Here is an 18,986-nt window from a genome sequence, read left to right on the forward strand (position 1 = left end):
GGCACGTGACCGTCCCACCCGACGATGCTTCGGCAGGCTCAGCAACCCAGTCCTGGATTCCTGAGCTTGTCGAAGGGGTCACGTCGCAGGCTAGGGCCGCAGGGGCAGCACGTCGACGAGGCTGGCGCGGGTACCCGAGGCCGCGATGCGGCCGGCCGTCTCGGCATCCGTCCAGGCCTCGGCGCCGGTCGCGAGGGCGATCCAGGTCGCGGCATCCATCTCGACGACGTTCGGCGGCGTCCCGCGGGTGTGCCGCGGCCCCTGGATGACCTGCACGGCGCCGAACGGCGGCACACGCACCTCGACGCTGTTGCCCGGGGCCTTCTCGTCGAGCAGCTGCAGCAGGTAGCGCACGGCGGTGGCGAGATCGGTGCGCTGCGGCGTCGAGCCGGCGGCATCCGCGGCGCGCACGGCGTCGAGGGCCGAGCGTCCGTCGATGATGTCGATCCTGCGGGAAGGCATGAGAACGAGGGTACGCCTCCGGTCGAGCGCTCGCCCCGACCCCACCGGACAGGAATAGGCTCGAGTCGATGAGCCCCGACCCCGACACCCTGCACGGCGCCCGCGCCGAGCTGCTCGCGACCGCGCAGCGCAGCGACGGGTGGACGAAGGGCTTCCCCGCAGTCCCCATGGGCGCCCATCCGGCATCCGTGCTGGTGCTCTTCGGCCGGCTCGACAGCATCCCGGCACGGACCGACGAGCGGACCGTCGCCGCCGATCTCGACGTGCTGCTGCAGCGCCGGGCCGCCACCCTGTCGTCGCACCCCGGTCAGGTCTCGTTCCCGGGCGGGCGACGCGAGGAGCAGGATGCCGATGCCATCGCCACCGCGCTCCGCGAAGCGCAGGAGGAGACGGGACTCGACCCTGCCGGCGTCGAGGTGCTGGCCACGCTGCCGGAGATCCCCCTCGCGGCCAGCAACCACCTGGTCACCCCTGTCCTCGGCTGGTGGCGGTCGCCCTCCCGTGTCGTCGCGGTCGATCACGCCGAGACCGTGGACGTGTTCCGCGTCCCCGTCGCACAGCTTCTCGACCCCGAGACCCGCTTCACCTCGACCCTGCACCGGATGGGGCAGACGTTCTCAGGCCCCGCGTTCGATGTCGACGGGACGATCGTGTGGGGCTTCACGGCCATGGTGCTCGACGCCCTCTTCGACGCCGCCGGTTGGACTCAGCCCTGGGACCGCACGGTCGAGCGGCCGATCGAGCTCTGACCCGCACCGCGGGGCGAGAGAGCGTCCATCGGTGTTCACAATTCAGCAAGAACTCGTCCGGAACGCACCGGAACTCCCCCGGCAGGCACCTTCCATCCCGATTCGACTGAATTGTGAACGCCGCACGCGCACACCGAAACGCGACGGCCGCCCTCGGTAGGCTGGACCGGTGAAGATTCTCGTCCTCGGTTCCGGTGCTCGTGAGCACGCGATCATCCTCGCTCTGCGAGCCGAGCAGGTGGAGCACGAGATCCTCGTCTCCCCCGGCAACGCCGGCATCGCGCAGGACGCCACCCCCGTCACGGTCGATCCGCTCGACGGCGCGGCGGTGACCGCGTTCGCGAACGAGCACGCGATCAACCTCGTCGTTGTCGGACCCGAGGCTCCGCTGGTCGCCGGCGTCGCGGATGCCCTGCGCGCGCACGGCGTGCCGGTGTTCGGACCGGGCAAGGCGGCGGCGCAGCTCGAGGGCTCGAAGTCGTTCGCGAAGCGGGTGATGGATGCCGCGGGCGTGCCGACCGGGCGCGCCGTGCGCGCCTCCACCATCGCCGACGTCGAGGCCGCGTTCGACGAGCTCGGCGCTCCGTACGTGGTCAAGGCCGACGGACTGGCCGCGGGCAAGGGTGTCATCGTCACGTCCGACCGCGCGGAAGCCCTCGCCCACGCCGAGCACTATCTCCCCTCGGGTCCCGTGCTGGTCGAGGAGTTCCTGTCCGGTCCCGAGGTCTCGCTGTTCTTCCTGAGCGACGGCGACACGGTCCGCCCGCTCAGCCCCGCGCAGGACTTCAAGCGCGCGCTCGACGGCGACGCCGGCCCCAACACGGGCGGTATGGGCGCCTACTCGCCGCTGCCGTGGCTCGCCGAGCAGTTCGGCAGCGAGCAGGCCTTCGTCGACGAGGTCACCCGCGACGTCGCGCTCCCTGTCATCCGTCAGCTCGACGCCGAAGGCACCCCGTTCATCGGCCTGCTCTACGCGGGCCTCATCCTCACTCCCGCCGGTGTCCGCGTGATCGAGTTCAACGCGCGCTTCGGCGACCCCGAGACGCAGATCGTGCTGCCCCGCCTCGTGACCCCGCTGTCCGAGCTGCTGTTCGCCGCGGCATCCGGCACCCTCGAGGACCAGCCGCAGCCGGTCTTCAGCGACGACGTCGCGATCACGGTCGTGCTCGCGAGCGAGGGCTACCCCGAGGCTCCGCAGACCGGGCGCCCGATCGAAGGACTCGAGGATGCCGCTGCGGTCGAGGGCGTGCGCCTCGTGCATGCCGCGACCGCGAGCCCGGACGCGCCGGGCGGATCGCTGGTCGCGACCGGCGGCCGGGTGCTGAACGTCGTGGCCGTGGCATCCGACTTCCGCACCGCGCGCGACCGCGCCTACGAGGCGATCGGGCGCATCCGCCTCGACGGCTCGCACTACCGGACCGACATCGCCGCCCGCGTCGCGGAGTAGTCTCCCGACCCGGCTCCTCCTCCGCCGGAATTCGGGCGATCGCACGTTTCTCGGAGGATTCCTGCCGAATCATCCGAGATTCCTGCCATCCTCCGACTTCCGGAGGTCACGCTGTTGACTTCGCTCGCTTTCTTCAAGAAAGTAGGCGGATGCCGCTCCGCTCCGACTGGTCCTCCACGACCTGCCCGATCGCCCGCTCCGCCGATGTGCTGGCCGACCCCTGGGTGCTGCTGATCCTGCGCGAGCTGTTCTCGGGCCGGAGCCGCTTCGATCAGCTGCGCGACGCCACCGGAGCCGCCGACTCGGTGCTCGCCCGGCGCCTGACCTCGATGGTCGACGCCGGTCTGCTCCTCCGCAACGACGACCCGCGATCCGGCTACCGGATGACGGATGCCGGCCGCGAGACTCTTCCGATCCTGCACGCCTACGCGCGCTTCACCCGCGCCACCGATCCCGAGGGCGAATGGGGGCTGACGGTGACATGCGGGCGGTGCGGCGAGGTCGCGGCATCCGCTGACTGGTGCGCCTCGTGCGCGGCGCCGCTCGACGCCGACAGCACGCGCTGGGCACGCCGCAGCATGGGCGATGCCCCGTTCGCGCTGCTCGCGGGAGACCCGGCGTGACCGCGGAGTCGGTGGAGGAGCCCACCGGCACCCCGCCCACCGAGGGTCCCGTCGCCAGGCCGCGACGCTTCCACCCCGCGTGGACGGTCGCGCTCGTCGCCCTCATCGCCCTCATCGGCGCGGCCGGGTTCCGCGCGGCCCCGGGTGTGCTGATGGTTCCGCTCGAGGAGGAGTTCGGGTGGACGACCGCGGAGCTGTCGCTCGCCGTCTCGATCAACCTCCTGCTCTACGGGCTCATCGCCCCGTTCGCCGCTGCGCTGATGCAGCGCTTCGGCATCCGCGCGGTCACCGTCGTCGCGCTGTTCGTGATCGGTGCCGGGGCGGCGCTCAGCGTCTTCGTCGCGACGCCCGGGCAGCTGATCCTCACCTGGGGCGTGCTGATCGGGCTGGGCACCGGATCGATGGCCCTCGTGTTCGCCGCCACCATCACCGACACCTGGTTCGCGACGCGGCGAGGGCTCGTCTCCGGAGTTCTCACGGCGGGCAGCGCCACCGGACAGCTGATCTTCCTGCCGGTGATCGCCGCGGCCGCCGAGGGCGTCGGCTGGCGAGGAGCATCCCTGATCATTGCGGGAGGAGCACTCGCGGTCGCGCCCCTGGTCTGGATCTTCCTGCGCAACCGACCGAGCGACCTCGGCGTCACGCGCTACGGGGAGACCGAGCCGTACTCGGCGCCCGCGCCGACTCCGCGAGGGTCGGCCTGGGGTGCGGCACGACTCGCGCTCACCACGCTGCGGGATGCCGCGCGCACCAAGACCTTCTGGGCCCTCGCGATCGGTTTCGCGATCTGCGGCGCGACCACCAACGGCCTGATCGGCACGCACTTCATCCCGAGCGCCCACGACCACGGGATGGCGACGACGACAGCCGCCGGCCTGCTCGCGGTCGTCGGCGTCTTCGACATCGTCGGGACCGTGTTCTCGGGCTGGTTGACCGACCGCGTCAACCCCCGCATCCTCCTAGCCGCGTACTACGCCCTGCGGGGCGTGAGCCTGCTGTTCCTGCCGAGCCTGCTCTCGGCCGAGGTGCAGCCGAGCATCATCGTCTTCATCGTGATCTACGGGCTCGACTGGGTCGCCACGGTCCCGCCGACCATCGCCCTCTGCCGCGAGGTGTTCGGCACGAAAGGCCCGCTCGTCTTCGGCTGGGTGTTCGCGGCGCACCAGATCGGCGCCGGCATCGCATCGATCCTCGCCGGGATCGTGCGCGACCAGACCGGCCAGTACACGTTCGCGTGGTTCGCCGCCGCCGGGTTGTGCGCGGTGGCGGCCCTGGTCAGTGCGACGATCCGGCGCCACGGGCCTCGAGCGACAGCATCCGAACCCGCCGTCGCTCCCGCGCAGCCGATCGACGACTAGTCCCCCGCCGACTTCCCACTCGCCGCCTCAGCACTCGCACTCGCACTCGCACTCGCACTCGCATTAGTTCGGAGATCGAGGGGCGACACGCGGGCACCCGAGGCCGATCATCGGTGCGCCGTGTCCGATCTCCGAAGTTGTGCGCGTGGAGCACCGACTGGGAGTGCTCGGCACCAAGAGGCCGTGCCTCAGAGCACCTTCGAGAGGAAGTCCTTCAGGCGCTCGTTCTTCGGGGCGCCGAACAGCTCGGCGGGCGGGGCCTCCTCGACGACGACGCCACCGTCCATGAAGACCGTGCGACCGGAGACCTCGCGGGCGAAGCCCATCTCGTGCGTGACCAGCACCATGGTCATGCCGCCCGACGCGAGGTCGCGGATCACCTGCAGCACCTCACCCACCATCTCGGGGTCGAGCGCACTCGTCGCCTCGTCGAACAGCATGATCTCGGGGTCCATCGCGAGCGCACGGGCGATCGCCACGCGCTGCTTCTGACCGCCGGAGAGGGATGCCGGCTTCGCATCCGCCTTCTCCGCCAGGCCCACGCGGTCGAGCAGCGACAGCGCACGCTCACGGGCCTGCGCCTTCGACAGCCTGCCGAGCTCGATCGGCGCGAGGGTGATGTTCTCGAGCACGGTCATGTGCGGGAACAGGTTGAAGTGCTGGAAGACCATGCCGATGCGCTGACGCACCTCGTCGAGCTTGACGCTCTTGTCGGTCAGGTCCACGCCGTCGATGACGATGTGGCCCGACGTGGGCTCTTCGAGCTTGTTCAGGCAGCGCAGCAGCGTCGACTTGCCGGAACCCGACGGGCCGATGATGGCGATGACCTCTCCGTCCTCGACGGCGAGATCGATGCCCTTGAGCACCTGGTTGTCCCCGAACGACTTGTGCAGACCCCGGACCTCGATCTTGCTCATGCGTTGAACTTCCTCTCCAGGCGGTTCGCGAGCAGCGTCAGCAGCGTGATCACGACGAAGTAGATGATGGCGACGATGGTCAGCACCTGTGCCGACAGATAGGTGGAGGCGATGATCTGGCGCGAGACGAACGTGAGCTCGGCCAGGCCGATGACGCTGATCAGCGACGTGTCCTTGAGGGTGATGATGCCCTGGTTCACGAACGACGGGATCATGATGCGGAAGGCCTGCGGAAGGACGACCTTCTGCATCGTCTTCCAGTGCCCGAGACCGAGCGAACGCGAGGCCTCGGTCTGCCCGGGATCGACGGCCTGGATGCCGCCGCGGATGATCTCGGTCATGTAGGCACCCGTGTTGAGCGAGAGCGTGATCGCACCGGCGACGAACGGGTTGAAGGTCAGACCGGGGAACAGCTGCGGGATGGCGAAGAAGACGAAGAACGCCTGGACGAGGATCGGCGTGCCGCGGAAGACGAAGACGTAGGCGGTCGCGAGCCAGCGGAAGGGGGCGAACTTCGAGATGCGGCCGAACCCGAACACCAGTCCGAGGATGAAGGCGGCGACGAGGGCGACGAGGGTCGCGAGGATCGTCAGCCAGAGGCCCTGCATGAGAGCGGGCCAGTACTGCACCGCGACCGAGATGATGTCGGTCGCCTGCGTCGACGTCTCGCCGCCAGCGAGATACGTGTCGACGATCTCGTCGTACTCACCGGACTCCTGCAGGTTCGCGAGGCCCGCGTTGAACATCTCGATGAGCTCGGGGTTCATCCCCTTGTTGACCGCGAAGCCGTACTCGCCGCCGAGCTCGGGTTCGCCGACCAGGCGGAACCCGGAGCCCTGCTGGATGCCGTAGGCCAGCACCGGGAAGTCCTCGAAGTAGCCGACCGCCTGGCCGGCCTTCACGGCATCGACCATGTCGGTCGTGTCGGAGTAGGGGGTGACCTTGAAGCCGTACTCGTCCTGGTTCTCCTCGGCGAAAGTCTGACCCTGGGTACCGGTCTTGACCGCCACGGCCTCGCCGTCGAGGTCGTCGAGGGACTGGATGTCGCTGGACTCGAGCACCCCGAGCTGGATGCCGCTGGTGAAGTACGGGTCACTGAAGTCGAAGGTCTGCTTGCGCTCGTCGGTGATCGACATGCCCGCCATGACGGCATCCACCTGGTTCGCCTGCAGCGCCTGCACGGCCGCGTCGAATCCGAGCTGACGGATCTCGACCTCGAAGCCCTGATCCTTCGCGATCGCGCGGAGCAGATCCATGTCGATGCCGACGAGGTCGCCGCTCGCGTCGGTGAACTCGAACGGCGCGAACGTGGTGTCGGTGCCGATGACGTAGGTCTCGCCGTCTTCGGCGGCGACGGCGCTCGACGCCCCGCCGAGAAGGGCGCCGACGGCGACGAACGCGGTGAGCGCGGCGGCGACGGCGGTGCGGCCGAGACCTCGCATGCGCGCGGAGGGTGTGCGGATCACGACGGATGCTCCTCGGGATCGGATGATGCGACCGGACAGCCGCCGATCATCCACCCTAACGGGCGGCCGTTCACACGCCGGGCCGCAGGGCGATCCAGTATCGCCGCAGCATCCCCTGCCCGCGCTCGGACTGGTCGCTCACGTCCTGCAGCACGCCGCCCGCCTTCTCGATCGTGCGCGCGGATGCGATGTTGTCGACGTCGCACGTGAGGAGCACCCTGTCGAGGCCCATCGCACGGGCACGGTCGAGCCCGAGGGCGAGGGCAGACGACGCGTGACCCTGACGTCGTCGCGATGCGCGCACCGCGTAGCCGATGTGGCCGCCCGCCTCCCGGAGCCAGGCGTTGAGACCGTGCCGGAACGAGAGGAAGCCGATGACCTCTCCCTCGTCGACGATCCAGAGGAGGTCCTCGTGCACGAGACCCTCCGGGAGCTCTGCCGAGGTGTCGGCGTGCAGCAGCGCCTTCTCGATGAGAGCGTCGAGAGTCTCACGGTCGGGGCTGACCGGCGACCGCAATCCGGAACCGTCGACGTGCACATCACCGAACTCGGCGACCGCGGCGGCCCAGCTGTCGAAGAGGTCGGTGGTCGGTCGGATGAGGTCGATCGTCATCCGCCGATGACATCACGATCGTCGGCAGAGACGCAAAACGATCATCGCCCCCGGAGCAGAGCGGAGATCGCGATGTCCTCATCCAGCCCACGCCAGTGGATGCCTTCCCCTGCGCCGATCAGACGCCAATCGAGGCGCTCTGCGGGGGTCGCGCTCGCGAGCCGGGGGAACCACTCGAGGGGCGCACTGATCGTGCGTCCGTCCTTGATGCGAACGTGCAATTCCTGATCGTCGATCACGACGCCGATGGCCACGGCGTCATCAACCGAAGTACTCATCCCACGCCTCCTCGATCAGGTCGCGCCGTAGCTCGACGATGCGATGCAGCAAACGGAGCTCCCGACCGCTGAACCTTGTTCTCGCCGCCGATTCTACGGGCCTCAACCAGAACTTGGCAGTGAATTCTGCCCGTTCGACGTGCACATGCGGCGGCTCCGACCCCTCATTGCTGTAGAAGAAGAATCGGTACCCGCGCACGCGCATGACCGTCGGCATCGGTCGAGGCTAGCGTCGCTGCATCGCCTGCTCTGCGGTCCCTCACGTCGACATCCCACGACCGGTGGAAAAGCTCCTCGGAGCGCCGCGTGTGCGGGAGTGGTGCCGGATTCTGGCCGACCGCGAGAACGCACCCGCCCGCAGGAGGGACGGGTGCGTTCTCGAGGCGCGAGCTACTCGATCGGTGCGGATGCCGTGACGTCGGGCTGTGCGGCGGGCGCGCCCTTCGGAGCTCCGCGCAGGAACAGCGAGGCGACGAGCGCCACCAGGATCACGACGGCCGGGAGCAGGATCGCCTGCGACATGCCGGCCGCGAAGCCTTCGGCGACCGCCGCCGGCAGATCGCCGCCCGAGCCGATCGAACCCGCGGCATCCCCCATGCCCGGCAGGTTCGCCTCGAGCCGCGCCTGCATGAAGGTCGCGATGGCGGCGGAGCCCACGACCGAGCCGATCGTGCGCGTGGTGTTGTAGATGCCGGCGCCGGCTCCGGCCTGGCGCATCGGCAGCATCCGCGTGGCCGTCGTCGCAAGCGGTCCCCACATGCCCGCGCTGCCGATCCCGAGGAGGGCCGACGGGAACAGGAACATCCAGATCGGGGTGTCCATGTTCACCAGCGACGAGTACCAGAACAGCGCCGCCGCGAAGGCGATGAGGCCGGGGATCAGGATGAACCGCGGGTCGGTGCGGTCGAGGATCCGGCCGGCGAGCGGGGCGAGCACACCGGAGAGCACTGCCATCGGGATCATCAGCAGGGCGGCCTGGGTCGGGGCGAGCCCCCGGGCGATCTGCAGGAAGAACATCAGCGGCAGCGACATGCTGGTCACGGCGAAGCCCACCGCGGCGATCGCGACGTTGGCGCCGGAGAAGTTGCGGTCACGGAACAGGTCGAGCGGCACGAGCGCCTCGCTCTTGGTCTTCCACTGCTGCAGGATGAACAGCGCGAGCACGACGATGCCGGCGATGATCAGGCCCCACACCGAGATCGGGCCCCAGATGACGCCCCAGTCGTACTTCTCGCCCTCCTGCAGACCGAAGACCACGAGGAAGATCGCGGCCGCGCTGAGCACGACGCCGAGGATGTCGAAGCGGTGCGGGTGCGTCTTCAGGCGCGGCACGAGGATCCATGCGGCGACGAAGGCGATGACGCCGACGGGCAGGTTGACGAAGAAGATCCATTCCCATCCGAGGCTGTCGACGAGCACGCCGCCGAGCAGCGGACCGACGAGCGTCGCGACACCCGCGGTCGCGCCCCACAGCCCCATCGCGGCGCCGCGGCGATTCGGCGGGAAGGTGCGGGTGATCACCGCCATGGTCTGCGGGGTCATGAAGGCGGCACCGAGTCCCTGCGCCGCACGGGCGACGATCAGCCCTTCCAGCGAGGTCGACAGACCGCACCAGAGCGAGGCGAGCGTGAAGATGGCGAGACCGATGAGGTAGATGTTCTTCGGGCCGAAGCGATCGCCGAGGCGTCCGGTGATGAGGAGAGGGACGGCGTAGGTCAGCAGATACGCGCTCGTGACCCACACCACGTTGTCGAGGTTGTTCGTGTTCGGGTCGAGCGCCGCCTTGATGGCCGGGTTCGCCACCGAGACGATCGTCGTGTCGACGAGGATCATGAAGAAGCCGATGACGAGCGCCCAGAGGGCGGGCCACGGGCTCTTCGGCGCGTTCCCCGCGGCGAACGGCCCGGTCTCGGGGCCGGCGGCCTGTCGTGATTCGGTCATTGCTGTGCAGCCTTTCGCTGAGCGAGGTAGCGGTCTGAAGGGGAGAAAGCCGACGGACCCCAGGGGATGCTGTCGGCGTCGAGGCGGGCGAGCAGGGAGTCGAGCCAGCGCAGCTCGGCCTCGAGGAGGGCCTCCTGGCGCTCGATCTCGACCATGACCTGTTCGGGGACGCCCTTGGCCCTGGATGAATGGAGTCCGTCGTCGTGCGTCCGGTGATCGGCGAACAGCGCGGTCCGACGCTCGTGCAGCAGCTCCCGGAGGTCGTCCCGCTCGAGGTTGTGCGCTTCGGCGAGCGCGACGCGGAATTCGGCAGGGCGATCCACTCGCGGAAGCTCACGGCGCACCCACGCGATGACGGCGTCTCGTCCGGCACCCATGAGGGTGTAGGTCGTGCGCTCCGGACGATTGCCGTCGCGATCGGTGCCGAGTTCGTCGATGAGTCCGGCCTTCTGGAGGCGAGCCACCGTGTGGTAAAGCGTGCCGTTCGTGATGGTGATCAGCCGGTCGTCGTGGCGCGCGCGCATGAGCCGCACCATCTCATAGGGGTGCATGTCGGCCTCGCGCAGCAGCGCGAGCACCATCACCCCCATGGGCGTGAGTCGATCCACGGCATCCTTCATGTTCCACCTCGATTAGTCCACATGGACTATACGCCCAGCGACGCGCGGGGACAAGCCGCGGCCGCGTCGCGTTCACCGCAGCGCGGCGTCGAGCTGTGCCGGGGTCAGCGGCCGGTCTGCGTAGACGAGGCGAACGACCGATGGATCGGGGTTGCCCGCGTCGGGTCCGCGGTGCACGAGAGCGAGGCCGAGCTTCTCGGCGACGTGCGCCGACGCCGTGTTGTGCTCGACCAGGTACGCGATCATCGGACGATCGGGATCGATCGCGCGCGCACGCTCGATCCCGGCGCGCGCCAGCTCGGTCGCGAGTCCGCGACCGTGGTGGTCGGCCGAGATCCGGTAGCCGACGTTCCACACCCGACCGCCCAACAGCGTGCATCCGCCGTTGCCGACGACCTCGTTCGTGTCGCGCAGACGAGCGACCCACGAGCCGAGACCGGCTTCGGCCCAGCTGCGCCTCCACCTCTCGATCATCTCGAGGGTCTGCGCCGGGTCAGCATGCCGGAGGCTCGGATAGTGCGTCCACACGCGAGGATCGGTCTGGATCGGGAACAGGGCGTCGAGGTCGCCCGAGACGGGGCGCGCAAGTCGAAGGCGCTCGGTGAAGGTGTCGTCACTCACCCGTCCAGGCTAGGCACCCGCGCCGACATGAGCCGCGATGAACCGGGATAATGGGGCGGGTGAGCACCTCATCAGAAGGCACGGCACGGACCATTCCCGGCTGGCGGCACATCTACTCGGGCAAGGTCCGCGACCTGCATGCCTCCGAGGATCCGGCGGACACGCGCATCCTCGTGGTCGCCTCCGACCGCGTGAGCGCCTTCGACTTCGTGCTCTCCCCCGGCATCCCCGAGAAGGGCGCCCTGCTCACCCGGCTCAGCCGCTGGTGGTTCGCGCAGCTCTCCGACGTGCCCAACCATCTCGCCGACGGCGAGATCCCGGAATCCGTCGCCGACCGCGCCATGCTCGCGCAGTCGTTGGAGATGCTGCCGATCGAATGCGTCGTGCGCGGCTACATCACCGGCTCCGGATGGGCGGAGTACCAGGAGAGCGGCACCGTCTGCGGCATCCCGCTGCCCGCCGGCCTGCAGAACGGCGACCGCCTGCCGGAGCCGCTGTTCACCCCCGCCTACAAGGCGCCGATGGGTGAGCACGACGAGAACATCACCTTCGAGAAGGTGGTCGAACTCGTCGGCCCCGAGCGCGCCGCCGAACTGCGCGACGCCTCACTCGCGATCTACACCCGCGCCGCCGCGATCGCCGAGGAGAAGGGCCTGATCCTCGCCGACACCAAGTTCGAGTTCGGGACGGATGGCGAAGGGGTGCTGCGCCTGGCCGACGAGGTGCTCACGAGCGACTCGTCCCGGTACTGGGATGCCGAGGCCTGGAAGACGGGCACCACCCCGAGCGAGCGGATGGCCAGCTTCGACAAGCAGATCGTGCGCGACTGGCTGGCCGCGAACTGGGACAAGCAGGGCGAGCCTCCCGCGCTCCCCGACGACATCGTCGAGCGCACGGCGGACCGCTACCGCGAGCTGATCGAGCGCCTCGGCGCGTGAGCCCTACTCGACTCGCCGCACATCGGTGTGGATGAGCCGTCGCCCTTGAACAACAGGGGCTCGTCACGGGTGATGGCGAGCGCATACGAGAAGCAGTCGCCGTAGAAGCACCCAGCGAACACTCAGGAATCGGTAGTGTGGCTCCAGCCCGGTCGCGACCCCCGAGCGACCATCCCCCGAACCTGAGGAGCCCGCATGGCCCTGTGGAAGCTGCATGGAAACGGCCGCACGCTCGAGCCCGGCGCCGTCGTGCGTCCGGATGAGCGCCTGAACTGGCCGGCCACGATCGCGATCGGCCTCCAGCACGTGATCGCGATGTTCGGCGCCACGTTCCTCGTGCCGATCATCACCGGCTTCCCGGTCGCCACGACGCTGCTCTTCAGCGGCGTCGGCACGATCCTGTTCCTGCTCGTCACCCGCAACAAGCTGCCCAGCTACCTCGGCTCGTCGTTCGCCTTCATCGCGCCGGTGACGGCGGCGACGGCATCCGCGAACATGGGGACCGCGCTCGCCGGCATCGTCGCCGTCGGCGTGCTGCTCGCGATCATCGGCGTGGTCGTGCACACGGTCGGCGTCAAGTGGGTCGATCGCTTCCTGCCGCCGGTGCTGGCCGGCACGATCGTCGCGCTCATCGGGTTCAACCTCGCGGGTGCAGCGCACAACAACTACGCGGCGGCGCCGATCACCGCGACGTTCACACTCGCGATCACGATCATCTTCGCCGTGGTCTTCCGCGGGTTCCTCGGCCGCATCTCGATCTTCCTCGGCGTGATCGCGGGGTACATCTTCGCGGCGTTCCGTGGCGAGCTGAACTTCGAGGCCGTCGAGAAGGCCGACTGGATCGGACTCCCGACCTTCACCCTCCCGAACTTCACCGAGCCCGGCACGCTGACGGCTCTCGCGATGTTCCTCCCGGTCGTGCTGGTCCTGATCGCCGAGAACGTCGGGCACGTCCGCGGCGTCGCGACCATGACCGGCGACAGCACCATCAACGAGCAGACCGGGAAGGCTCTGATCGCCGACGGCGTCTCGACCACCCTGGCCGGCTTCTTCGGCGGCTCCGGCACGACGACCTACGGCGAGAACATCGGCGTCATGGCGTCGACGCGGGTCTACTCGACCGCCGCCTACTGGGTCGCGGGCGCCGCGGCGATCCTCCTGAGCCTGTCACCGAAGTTCGGCGAGGTCATCAACTCCGTCCCCGCCGGCGTGCTCGGCGGCGTCACCACCGCTCTCTACGGCCTGATCGGCGTGATCGGCATCAAGATCTGGGTCGACAACCGCGTCGACTTCTCTCGCCCGGTGAACCAGTACACGGCCGCCGTCGCGCTGATCATGGCCGTCGGCGGATTCATGATCAAGGACGAGGCCTCCGGCTTCGAGCTCGGCGGCATCGTCATCGCGACCGTCGCCGCGATCCTGATCTACCACCTCGGCAACCTGATCGCCCGTCTCCGCAAGACGGGCGCCGACGACCCGAAGCCGCTCGAGGCCGTGGGTCCGCTCGGCGGCGACCCGGCCTAGTCGCCCGGGCAGACGGCCCCGGTCGCCCGCGGGCGGGGCTGCCCGTCGCGCACGATCACGGGCGCCAGCGGCATCGGCGTGACGGGTGCGGGCAGGCCGTACCGCCGGTGCATCCACTGCCGCGCCTCTTCGAGCGGATACGTCGGTCCGAACACGGCGAACTTCACGAAGATCCCCTCGAGCGTGCTCCGCAGCATGACCTCCTCGAGTGCGGGGTCGTCGGCGCCGCGGGCACGGAACAGGTCGCGCACGGCATCCTCCGCGGCCGTCGCCGCCTGTTCGTGGCGGGCCTCGGACTCGGCGAAGAGACGGTGCGTCGCGGGCTGCTGCTGCATCGCGAGCACGGCCCGCTGCAGCGGCAGCGCGTACGCGGTCGCCATGAGGGCGCCGTCGATGACCGCGGCGAGCGCCTCGTCGGGCGTCCCCTCGACGCGGGCGAAACCGAGGACGGTCTCGAACCACCGGTCGATCACGGCGGCGACCAGCTGGTCCTTGCCGCCGAAGTGATAGTTCACGAGACCCTGCGCGACGCCGGCGCGGGAGGTGATCTCGGCGATGCTGGCTCCGGCCACACCCCGTTCGCTGAAGACCTCGACCGCCGCCTGGAGGAGCGTCTCACGCGAGCGTTCCCGCGCGGCTCTGTTCCGTTCGTCGGAGCGCGCCATGCGGCATCCACCTCCTGAGTTGCGACAGTTGCTTTCGAAATCCTCCCCGTGCCGTATAGATTACTCACTGAATGTTCGTTCAATCTGTGAACGACGACGGATTCACCCCTCCCAGGAGTAGCAATGCACCCCTTCGCGCGCGTCGACTTCAATGACCTCGGCTCGATCATCGGCTGGCTCATCGAGCAGTGGTGGGTCTGGGCGATCGTCGGCGTCGTCGTGCTGTTCTTCATCGTCGTGTGGCTCCTTCCCGACGCCAAGGTGAAGCCGTCGGAGCAGTTCTCCACGGCCGACGCCGAGGCGAACGAGATCGCGCTCGGGTTCCTGCAGATCACGAACCTCCCTTCCGGCCCGTGGAACGACCCGACCGCCTCCGGTCTCGGCGCGCGGGAGAAGTCCGTGCTCATCGACCAGTGGGGTGTGCATTCGCGTCAGGACTGGCTCGACAACATCGAGCGCCTCACCACCGACCGTCGTCGGCGCGAGATGTGGACGCTCTACCTCGCCGTCCGCGCCTCGCTCGCCGAGCGCCTCGGCCGCACCCCGAAGGCGAAGGAATGGCTCGCGGCGATCGTGGAGGAGGGCGGAGACAAGCGCGATGCGCGCAGCTTCGTGACCGCGATCGAGTACATCGAGTCGGAGGTGCGCAAGCGCGTCGGCAAGGACATCGTGTCCCCCGGTGTGTTCGTGAAGACGCTCGACGGCTACGCACTGGGCCAGGCCGTCGCGATGACGACCTGGGGCGTGGCGCTGGGCCACGGCGATGTCGGCGAAGCGCGGGAGATCATCCGCCGGATCAACGCCGACGCGCGCCCCGGCTTCAGCTCATGGGCCGACTTCGGCCTGAGCTACGTCGCCGGGCGGGTCATGCACTGGAGCGACGGCAACGTCGACGAGAAGTCGTTCGAGAAGTTCGGCGACGGCTGGTCGGACTTCAAGGCCGCCGCGACCGAGAAGCGCAACGGCCCGTGGGCGACGCTGTCGTGGAGCCGCTGAGCGTCGACCTGGAACCGCTGCGACGCAGCGCCGGATTCCGCGACATCCTCACCTACGAGCGCATCTGCCGGATGCCGCCGCATCGCCGTTTCGTGGCGATCCTCATCGCCGTGCTGCTGTTCGCCGCGGCGATGCTGGTGGGACTCTGGTTCCTCGGCCGCACCGACATCCTCGCCGTCGCGCCCATCCTCGGCGTGTTCGTCGTCGGGTACACCGTGCTCGCCGCCGTCGGATTCGTCTGGTACTCGGTCGGGCTCAGCCGCCGGGTCAAGATCGCCGCCTTCGCCTGGCAGAACGGATGGGCATACGCCGACTCGCTCGAGCACACCCGGCGGCCGGGAGCGGCGTTCACCCGCGTCCTCCGCGGGCAGGAGCGCGCGGTCGTCGCGTGCGACGACGAGCGGATGCCGTTCGAGCTCGGCATGCACCACTCGGTGTCGCGCGGTCAGGAGCGGGCGACCGTGCAGCGCCCGTTCGCGTTCATCGAGCTGCCGCTCCCCTCGTCGGTGCCGCACATCGTGCTCGCGAACAAGCGGCGCAGCATCATCCCGACCCTGGGCCTCGGGCGGGGAGCGGCGCGGATGGACCTCGAGGGCGAGTTCGCCTCGACCTTCCGCCTCATCGTGCCGGAGGGCTACCAGCAGGACGCGCTGTACATCTTCACGCCCGATCTCATGGCACGGGTGCTCGACCTCGGCGCGGGTTCCGAGATCGAGCTCGTCTCGGACCGGCTCTACGTCTACCTGCCGGCGAGCACCCGATTCGATCGCGCCGAGACCATGGCCGCCGCGATCACTCTCGCGGAGGAGTTCCACCGCCGCTTCGCCGCACGCACCGCGCTGTACCGCGACGACGACGCCGGCGACATCGCGGCGAGGGCCGGCGTCTCGGTCGGCCTGCGCGGGCAGCGACTGGGCGGGCGCGGGATCTCCGTCCTCGCCGTGGCCGGGACCGCCGGCGTGCTGCTGCTGTCGGCGGGAGTGACCGCCTTCTCGCTGTTCGGCGGCGGCATCCTGCGCACGCTCGGCTTCGGCTGATCCACAGACCCACGGCTGTGGGCCTGGCCCGGAGGGGGCGCCAGGGCCACAGCCGTGTTCACCTCTCTCGTGCCGCGCACTTGTGCGGCCATTCCGAGCTTCTGCGGCCGTTCCGAGCGAATGAGGCCGCAGAAGTCGAGATCGGCCGCAGGAGTTCGACCGGCTCAGGCCGAGGCGCGCACCACGAGCTCGGTCGGCAGGATCGTGGTGTTCGCCGGATCCTCGCCGGCGAGCCGCGCCAGCAGCACTCCCGCCATCGCCTCGCCCTGCCGGTACATCGGCTGGCGCATCGTCGTCAGCTGCGGATCGGTCGACACCGCGACCGAGGAGTCGTCGAAGCCGACCACCGCGACGTCCTCCGGGACCCGCAGTCCGGCCGAGCGCAGGGCCGTGAGCGCGCCCCGCGCCATCAGGTCGCTCGCGACGAACACCGCGTCGGGTGCACCGCCCGCGAGGATGCGGCGCATGGCATCGGCTCCGCTGGCCTCACTGTAGTCACCGGCCTCCTCCGCGAACGGCCGCAACCCGGCATCCGCGAGCGCCCTCCGGAAGCCCTGCATGCGGTCGATCGACGACACCATGGTCGGCGTGCCCGAGACCGTCGCGATGCGCGTCCGGCCGATGTCGATCAGTCGACGGGTGGCGTTCTCGGCCCCTGCGACGTTGTCCACGTCGACGACGTAGTCGGTCTCGCGTCGGCGCACAGGGCGTCCGCCGTAGACGACCGGCACGGCATCCGCGATCCGGTCGATGAACGCGTCACTGGTGTGGTGCGAGACGATCAGGGCGCCGTCGACACCCCCGTTGCGCACGAAGCTGGTCATCTTGTCGCCGGGGTCGTCGCTGGCGATGAGCAGGTTGAGCAGGTAGTCCGAGCCGCCGAGCTTCCCGGTGATGCCCGCGACGATGGCGGCGAAGAACGGGTCCCCGAAGAAGCGGTTGGTGTCCTCCGGCACGATCAGGGCGATCGCGTGGGTCTGCCGTGATGCCAGCGACCGGGCCGCGCGGTTGGGCACGTAGCTCAGCTCGTCGATGGCTGCGCGCACCGCGGCGAGCGCCTCGGGACTCACCGCCGTCGAGCCGTTGACCACCCGCGACACCGTCGACCGGGACACCCCCGCGGCGGATGCCACCTCTTCGATGGTCGCCCGTGGCGACATCATCGTGCGCACTCTTCCATCGCCCTATTCTGTCTGTTCGGCGGGGAGCTTCCCGTCACCGAGCTTTCGAATCGCGTGAATGGTCGAGTTTCGGGCGTAGAAGCGACCATTCGCGCGATTCGAAGGCACGTCGACTCAGAGGGTGCGCGCGGCGATGATCCGCGCGTACTCCCTGCCCGAGTCCTTCAGGCTCCGCTCCTGCGTGTCGTAGTCGACGCGCACGATGCCGAATCGCTTGTCGTAGCCCCAGGCCCACTCGTAGTTGTCGAACATCGACCAGTAGAAGTAGCCGCGCACGTCGACGCCCGCGTCCACGGCATCCAGCACGGCGCCGAGGTGCAGGCGCAGGAACTCGGCGCGCTCCGCGTCGTGCACGCGGGTCTCGCCGTCCTCCACGACCGCGACGTCGTCATAGGCCGCGCCGTTCTCGGTCATGTAGAGCACGGTCCCCGCGGGCTCGGCGTACTCGGTCCACACGCGCTGGAGGAGGCGGGTCAACCCCTCCGGCTGCACCTCCCAGTTCTGCGCGGTGCGCGGGAGACCCCGCTCGACGGAATGGATGCCGTCGCTCGAGGGGTACGGGCTGCGCCCCTTCCGCTCGGTCGCAGGACCGCCCGACACCGTCGGCTCGGCGGGAGCCGCGCCCGCCACGAAGTCGCCGTGGTAGTAGTTCACGCCCTGGGTGTCGATGTGCTGCGAGATCGTCTCGAGGTCGCCGTCGTGGACCGCGGCCTCGAACAGGGCGACCGCATCCGCATCCACCGCACGGATGTCCTCGATGATGTCCGCGGGGTAGGCACCGCGGTAGATCGGGTCGAGGAACCAGCGGTTGAACTGCCCGTCGACGCGGCGGGCGGCGTCGACGTCGGCCGGGTTCCCCGGATCAGCCGGGTCGGCGACCGTGTGGTTCAGCGTGATGCCGAGATCCAGCGAGGCGTCGCGGCCGCGCAGCTCGCGCACCGTCGAGCCGTGCGCGAGCAGCAGGTGGTGCGAGGCCAGCAGCCCCTCCGCGATGCTCGTGTGGCCGGGGGCGTGCTCACCGCCGGTGTAGGAGAGGAATGACGAGCACCACGGCTCATTCAACGTCGTCCAGACGTTCACCCGATCACCGAGCGCGTCGTGCATGGTGCCGGCGTAATCCAGGAAGCGGTCCACGGTGTCGCGGTTCGTCCAGCCCCCGGCATCCTGCAGCGCCTGCGGCATGTCCCAGTGGTAGAGGGTCAGCCAGGGCAGGATGCCGGCGCCGAGCAGCTCGTCGACCAGACGCTGGTAGAAGTCGACGCCCTTCGCGTTCACGGCGCCGCCGTCGGGCCGCACCCGCGACCACGAGGTCGAGAACCGGTACGTCTGCAGGCCCAGCTCGGTCATGAGGGCGACATCGTCGGCGTAGCGGTGATAGTGGTCGCACGCGATGTCTCCGGTGTCGCCGCCGATGACGGCCCCCGGCACCCTCGAGAACGCATCCCAGATCGACGCGGTGCGCCCGTCCTCGAAGGCCGCTCCTTCGATCTGATACGCCGCCGTCGCGGCGCCGAAGAGGAAGTTCGAGGGGAAGGGGCGCGTCATAGAGG

20 protein-coding genes are annotated in these 18,986 nt (G+C 69.3%); 8 read left to right on the forward strand and 12 right to left on the reverse strand.

Annotation, left to right across the window (positions count from 1 at the left end):
- Positions 1-90: 90 nt before the first annotated feature.
- Positions 91-462: a sterol carrier family protein gene (locus tag ABS642_RS12185; RefSeq protein ID WP_350350265.1), complete on the reverse strand. Its 372-nt coding sequence runs from the start codon at positions 460-462 to the stop codon at positions 91-93.
- Between the two features lie 68 nt (positions 463-530).
- Here ABS642_RS12185 and ABS642_RS12190 point away from each other — a divergent pair, with 68 nt between their 5' ends.
- The 4 genes from ABS642_RS12190 (at position 531) to ABS642_RS12205 (ending at position 4,639) form a co-directional block, all read left to right on the forward strand.
- Positions 531-1,211, forward strand: coding sequence for a CoA pyrophosphatase (locus ABS642_RS12190; protein ID WP_350350266.1), 681 nt, complete (start codon positions 531-533; stop codon positions 1,209-1,211).
- A gap of 169 nt (positions 1,212-1,380) precedes the next feature.
- Positions 1,381-2,658, forward strand: coding sequence for a phosphoribosylamine--glycine ligase (gene purD, locus ABS642_RS12195; RefSeq protein WP_350350267.1), 1,278 nt, complete (start codon positions 1,381-1,383; stop codon positions 2,656-2,658).
- Between the two features lie 149 nt (positions 2,659-2,807).
- Positions 2,808-3,281: a helix-turn-helix domain-containing protein gene (locus ABS642_RS12200; RefSeq protein ID WP_350350268.1), complete on the forward strand. Its 474-nt coding sequence runs from the start codon at positions 2,808-2,810 to the stop codon at positions 3,279-3,281.
- Positions 3,282-3,292: 11 nt separating this feature from the next.
- On the forward strand, positions 3,293-4,639 hold the full coding sequence (locus ABS642_RS12205; protein WP_350353433.1) for an MFS transporter: 1,347 nt from the start codon (positions 3,293-3,295) through the stop codon (positions 4,637-4,639).
- A 188-nt stretch (positions 4,640-4,827) separates the two neighbouring features.
- On the opposite strand, the gene ABS642_RS12210 is transcribed toward ABS642_RS12205, so the two are convergent.
- From ABS642_RS12210 to ABS642_RS12245, 8 genes are all read right to left on the reverse strand, one after another.
- Positions 4,828-5,556 carry an amino acid ABC transporter ATP-binding protein gene (locus tag ABS642_RS12210; protein WP_350350269.1) on the reverse strand — a complete coding sequence of 243 codons (729 nt, stop codon included), beginning with the start codon at positions 5,554-5,556 and terminating at the stop codon, positions 4,828-4,830.
- A complete protein-coding gene (locus ABS642_RS12215) occupies positions 5,553-7,022 on the reverse strand; it encodes an amino acid ABC transporter substrate-binding protein/permease (protein ID WP_282214833.1) in 1,470 nt (489 codons plus the stop codon). The genes ABS642_RS12210 and ABS642_RS12215 overlap by 4 nt, the downstream gene beginning before the upstream one ends.
- 70 nt (positions 7,023-7,092) lie before the next feature.
- On the reverse strand, positions 7,093-7,635 hold the full coding sequence (locus tag ABS642_RS12220) for a GNAT family N-acetyltransferase (protein WP_350350270.1): 543 nt from the start codon (positions 7,633-7,635) through the stop codon (positions 7,093-7,095).
- A gap of 41 nt (positions 7,636-7,676) precedes the next feature.
- Positions 7,677-7,913, reverse strand: a complete 237-nt coding sequence (locus ABS642_RS12225) for a DUF2442 domain-containing protein (RefSeq protein ID WP_282214835.1) — start codon at positions 7,911-7,913, stop codon at positions 7,677-7,679.
- Complete coding sequence (locus tag ABS642_RS12230; RefSeq protein WP_350350271.1) at positions 7,897-8,130, reverse strand: DUF4160 domain-containing protein; 234 nt, start codon at positions 8,128-8,130, stop codon at positions 7,897-7,899. The genes ABS642_RS12225 and ABS642_RS12230 overlap by 17 nt, the downstream gene beginning before the upstream one ends.
- Positions 8,131-8,303: 173 nt before the next feature.
- Positions 8,304-9,746 (reverse strand): DHA2 family efflux MFS transporter permease subunit, encoded by a 1,443-nt coding sequence (locus ABS642_RS12235; RefSeq protein WP_350353434.1) that lies wholly within the window; start codon positions 9,744-9,746, stop codon positions 8,304-8,306.
- A 104-nt stretch (positions 9,747-9,850) separates the two neighbouring features.
- Positions 9,851-10,474 carry a PadR family transcriptional regulator gene (locus ABS642_RS12240; RefSeq protein ID WP_350350272.1) on the reverse strand — a complete coding sequence of 208 codons (624 nt, stop codon included), beginning with the start codon at positions 10,472-10,474 and terminating at the stop codon, positions 9,851-9,853.
- 72 nt (positions 10,475-10,546) lie between these two features.
- Complete coding sequence (locus ABS642_RS12245; RefSeq protein ID WP_350350273.1) at positions 10,547-11,095, reverse strand: GNAT family N-acetyltransferase; 549 nt, start codon at positions 11,093-11,095, stop codon at positions 10,547-10,549.
- A 50-nt stretch (positions 11,096-11,145) separates the two neighbouring features.
- On the opposite strand from ABS642_RS12245, the gene ABS642_RS12250 reads away from it, so the two are divergent.
- A complete protein-coding gene (locus tag ABS642_RS12250) occupies positions 11,146-12,033 on the forward strand; it encodes a phosphoribosylaminoimidazolesuccinocarboxamide synthase (protein ID WP_350350274.1) in 888 nt (295 codons plus the stop codon).
- A gap of 195 nt (positions 12,034-12,228) precedes the next feature.
- The gene (locus ABS642_RS12255; protein ID WP_350350275.1) at positions 12,229-13,557 is read left to right on the forward strand and encodes a solute carrier family 23 protein; all 1,329 of its coding nucleotides are present in this window, start codon (positions 12,229-12,231) and stop codon (positions 13,555-13,557) included.
- Here the strand turns inward: ABS642_RS12255 and ABS642_RS12260 are convergent.
- A complete protein-coding gene (locus ABS642_RS12260; protein WP_350350276.1) occupies positions 13,554-14,222 on the reverse strand; it encodes a TetR/AcrR family transcriptional regulator in 669 nt (222 codons plus the stop codon). The genes ABS642_RS12255 and ABS642_RS12260 overlap by 4 nt on opposite strands.
- 123 nt (positions 14,223-14,345) lie before the next feature.
- On the opposite strand from ABS642_RS12260, the gene ABS642_RS12265 reads away from it, so the two are divergent.
- Both ABS642_RS12265 and ABS642_RS12270 read left to right on the forward strand, forming a co-directional pair.
- Complete coding sequence (locus ABS642_RS12265) at positions 14,346-15,218, forward strand: DUF1266 domain-containing protein (protein ID WP_350350277.1); 873 nt, start codon at positions 14,346-14,348, stop codon at positions 15,216-15,218.
- The gene (locus ABS642_RS12270; RefSeq protein WP_350350278.1) at positions 15,191-16,255 is read left to right on the forward strand and encodes a hypothetical protein; all 1,065 of its coding nucleotides are present in this window, start codon (positions 15,191-15,193) and stop codon (positions 16,253-16,255) included. The genes ABS642_RS12265 and ABS642_RS12270 overlap by 28 nt, the downstream gene beginning before the upstream one ends.
- A 164-nt stretch (positions 16,256-16,419) precedes the next feature.
- On the opposite strand, the gene ABS642_RS12275 is transcribed toward ABS642_RS12270, so the two are convergent.
- Together ABS642_RS12275 and ABS642_RS12280 are read right to left on the reverse strand one after the other, a co-directional pair.
- The gene (locus ABS642_RS12275) at positions 16,420-17,415 is read right to left on the reverse strand and encodes a LacI family DNA-binding transcriptional regulator (RefSeq protein WP_350353435.1); all 996 of its coding nucleotides are present in this window, start codon (positions 17,413-17,415) and stop codon (positions 16,420-16,422) included.
- A 135-nt stretch (positions 17,416-17,550) separates the two neighbouring features.
- The gene (locus ABS642_RS12280; protein WP_350350279.1) at positions 17,551-18,981 is read right to left on the reverse strand and encodes a GH1 family beta-glucosidase; all 1,431 of its coding nucleotides are present in this window, start codon (positions 18,979-18,981) and stop codon (positions 17,551-17,553) included.
- Between the last annotated feature and the right edge of the window lie 5 nt (positions 18,982-18,986).

The sequence above is a fragment of the Microbacterium sp. A8/3-1 genome (assembly GCF_040267695.1).
GTDB classification, from domain to species: domain Bacteria; phylum Actinomycetota; class Actinomycetes; order Actinomycetales; family Microbacteriaceae; genus Microbacterium; species Microbacterium luteolum.

Coding starts and splice junctions, on each gene's coding strand:
- ABS642_RS12185 (WP_350350265.1), bottom strand. CDS start 462: ATGCCTTCCCGCAGGATCGACATCATCGACGGACGCTCGGCCCTCGAC.
- ABS642_RS12190 (WP_350350266.1), top strand. CDS start 531: ATGAGCCCCGACCCCGACACCCTGCACGGCGCCCGCGCCGAGCTGCTC.
- ABS642_RS12200 (WP_350350268.1), top strand. CDS start 2,808: ATGCCGCTCCGCTCCGACTGGTCCTCCACGACCTGCCCGATCGCCCGC.
- ABS642_RS12210 (WP_350350269.1), bottom strand. CDS start 5,556: ATGAGCAAGATCGAGGTCCGGGGTCTGCACAAGTCGTTCGGGGACAAC.
- ABS642_RS12220 (WP_350350270.1), bottom strand. CDS start 7,635: ATGACGATCGACCTCATCCGACCGACCACCGACCTCTTCGACAGCTGG.
- ABS642_RS12225 (WP_282214835.1), bottom strand. CDS start 7,913: ATGAGTACTTCGGTTGATGACGCCGTGGCCATCGGCGTCGTGATCGAC.
- ABS642_RS12230 (WP_350350271.1), bottom strand. CDS start 8,130: ATGCCGACGGTCATGCGCGTGCGCGGGTACCGATTCTTCTTCTACAGC.
- ABS642_RS12235 (WP_350353434.1), bottom strand. CDS start 9,746: ATGATCCTCGTCGACACGACGATCGTCTCGGTGGCGAACCCGGCCATC.
- ABS642_RS12240 (WP_350350272.1), bottom strand. CDS start 10,474: ATGAAGGATGCCGTGGATCGACTCACGCCCATGGGGGTGATGGTGCTC.
- ABS642_RS12250 (WP_350350274.1), top strand. CDS start 11,146: ATGGGGCGGGTGAGCACCTCATCAGAAGGCACGGCACGGACCATTCCC.
- ABS642_RS12255 (WP_350350275.1), top strand. CDS start 12,229: ATGGCCCTGTGGAAGCTGCATGGAAACGGCCGCACGCTCGAGCCCGGC.
- ABS642_RS12260 (WP_350350276.1), bottom strand. CDS start 14,222: ATGGCGCGCTCCGACGAACGGAACAGAGCCGCGCGGGAACGCTCGCGT.
- ABS642_RS12265 (WP_350350277.1), top strand. CDS start 14,346: ATGCACCCCTTCGCGCGCGTCGACTTCAATGACCTCGGCTCGATCATC.
- ABS642_RS12275 (WP_350353435.1), bottom strand. CDS start 17,415: ATGTCGCCACGGGCGACCATCGAAGAGGTGGCATCCGCCGCGGGGGTG.
- ABS642_RS12280 (WP_350350279.1), bottom strand. CDS start 18,981: ATGACGCGCCCCTTCCCCTCGAACTTCCTCTTCGGCGCCGCGACGGCG.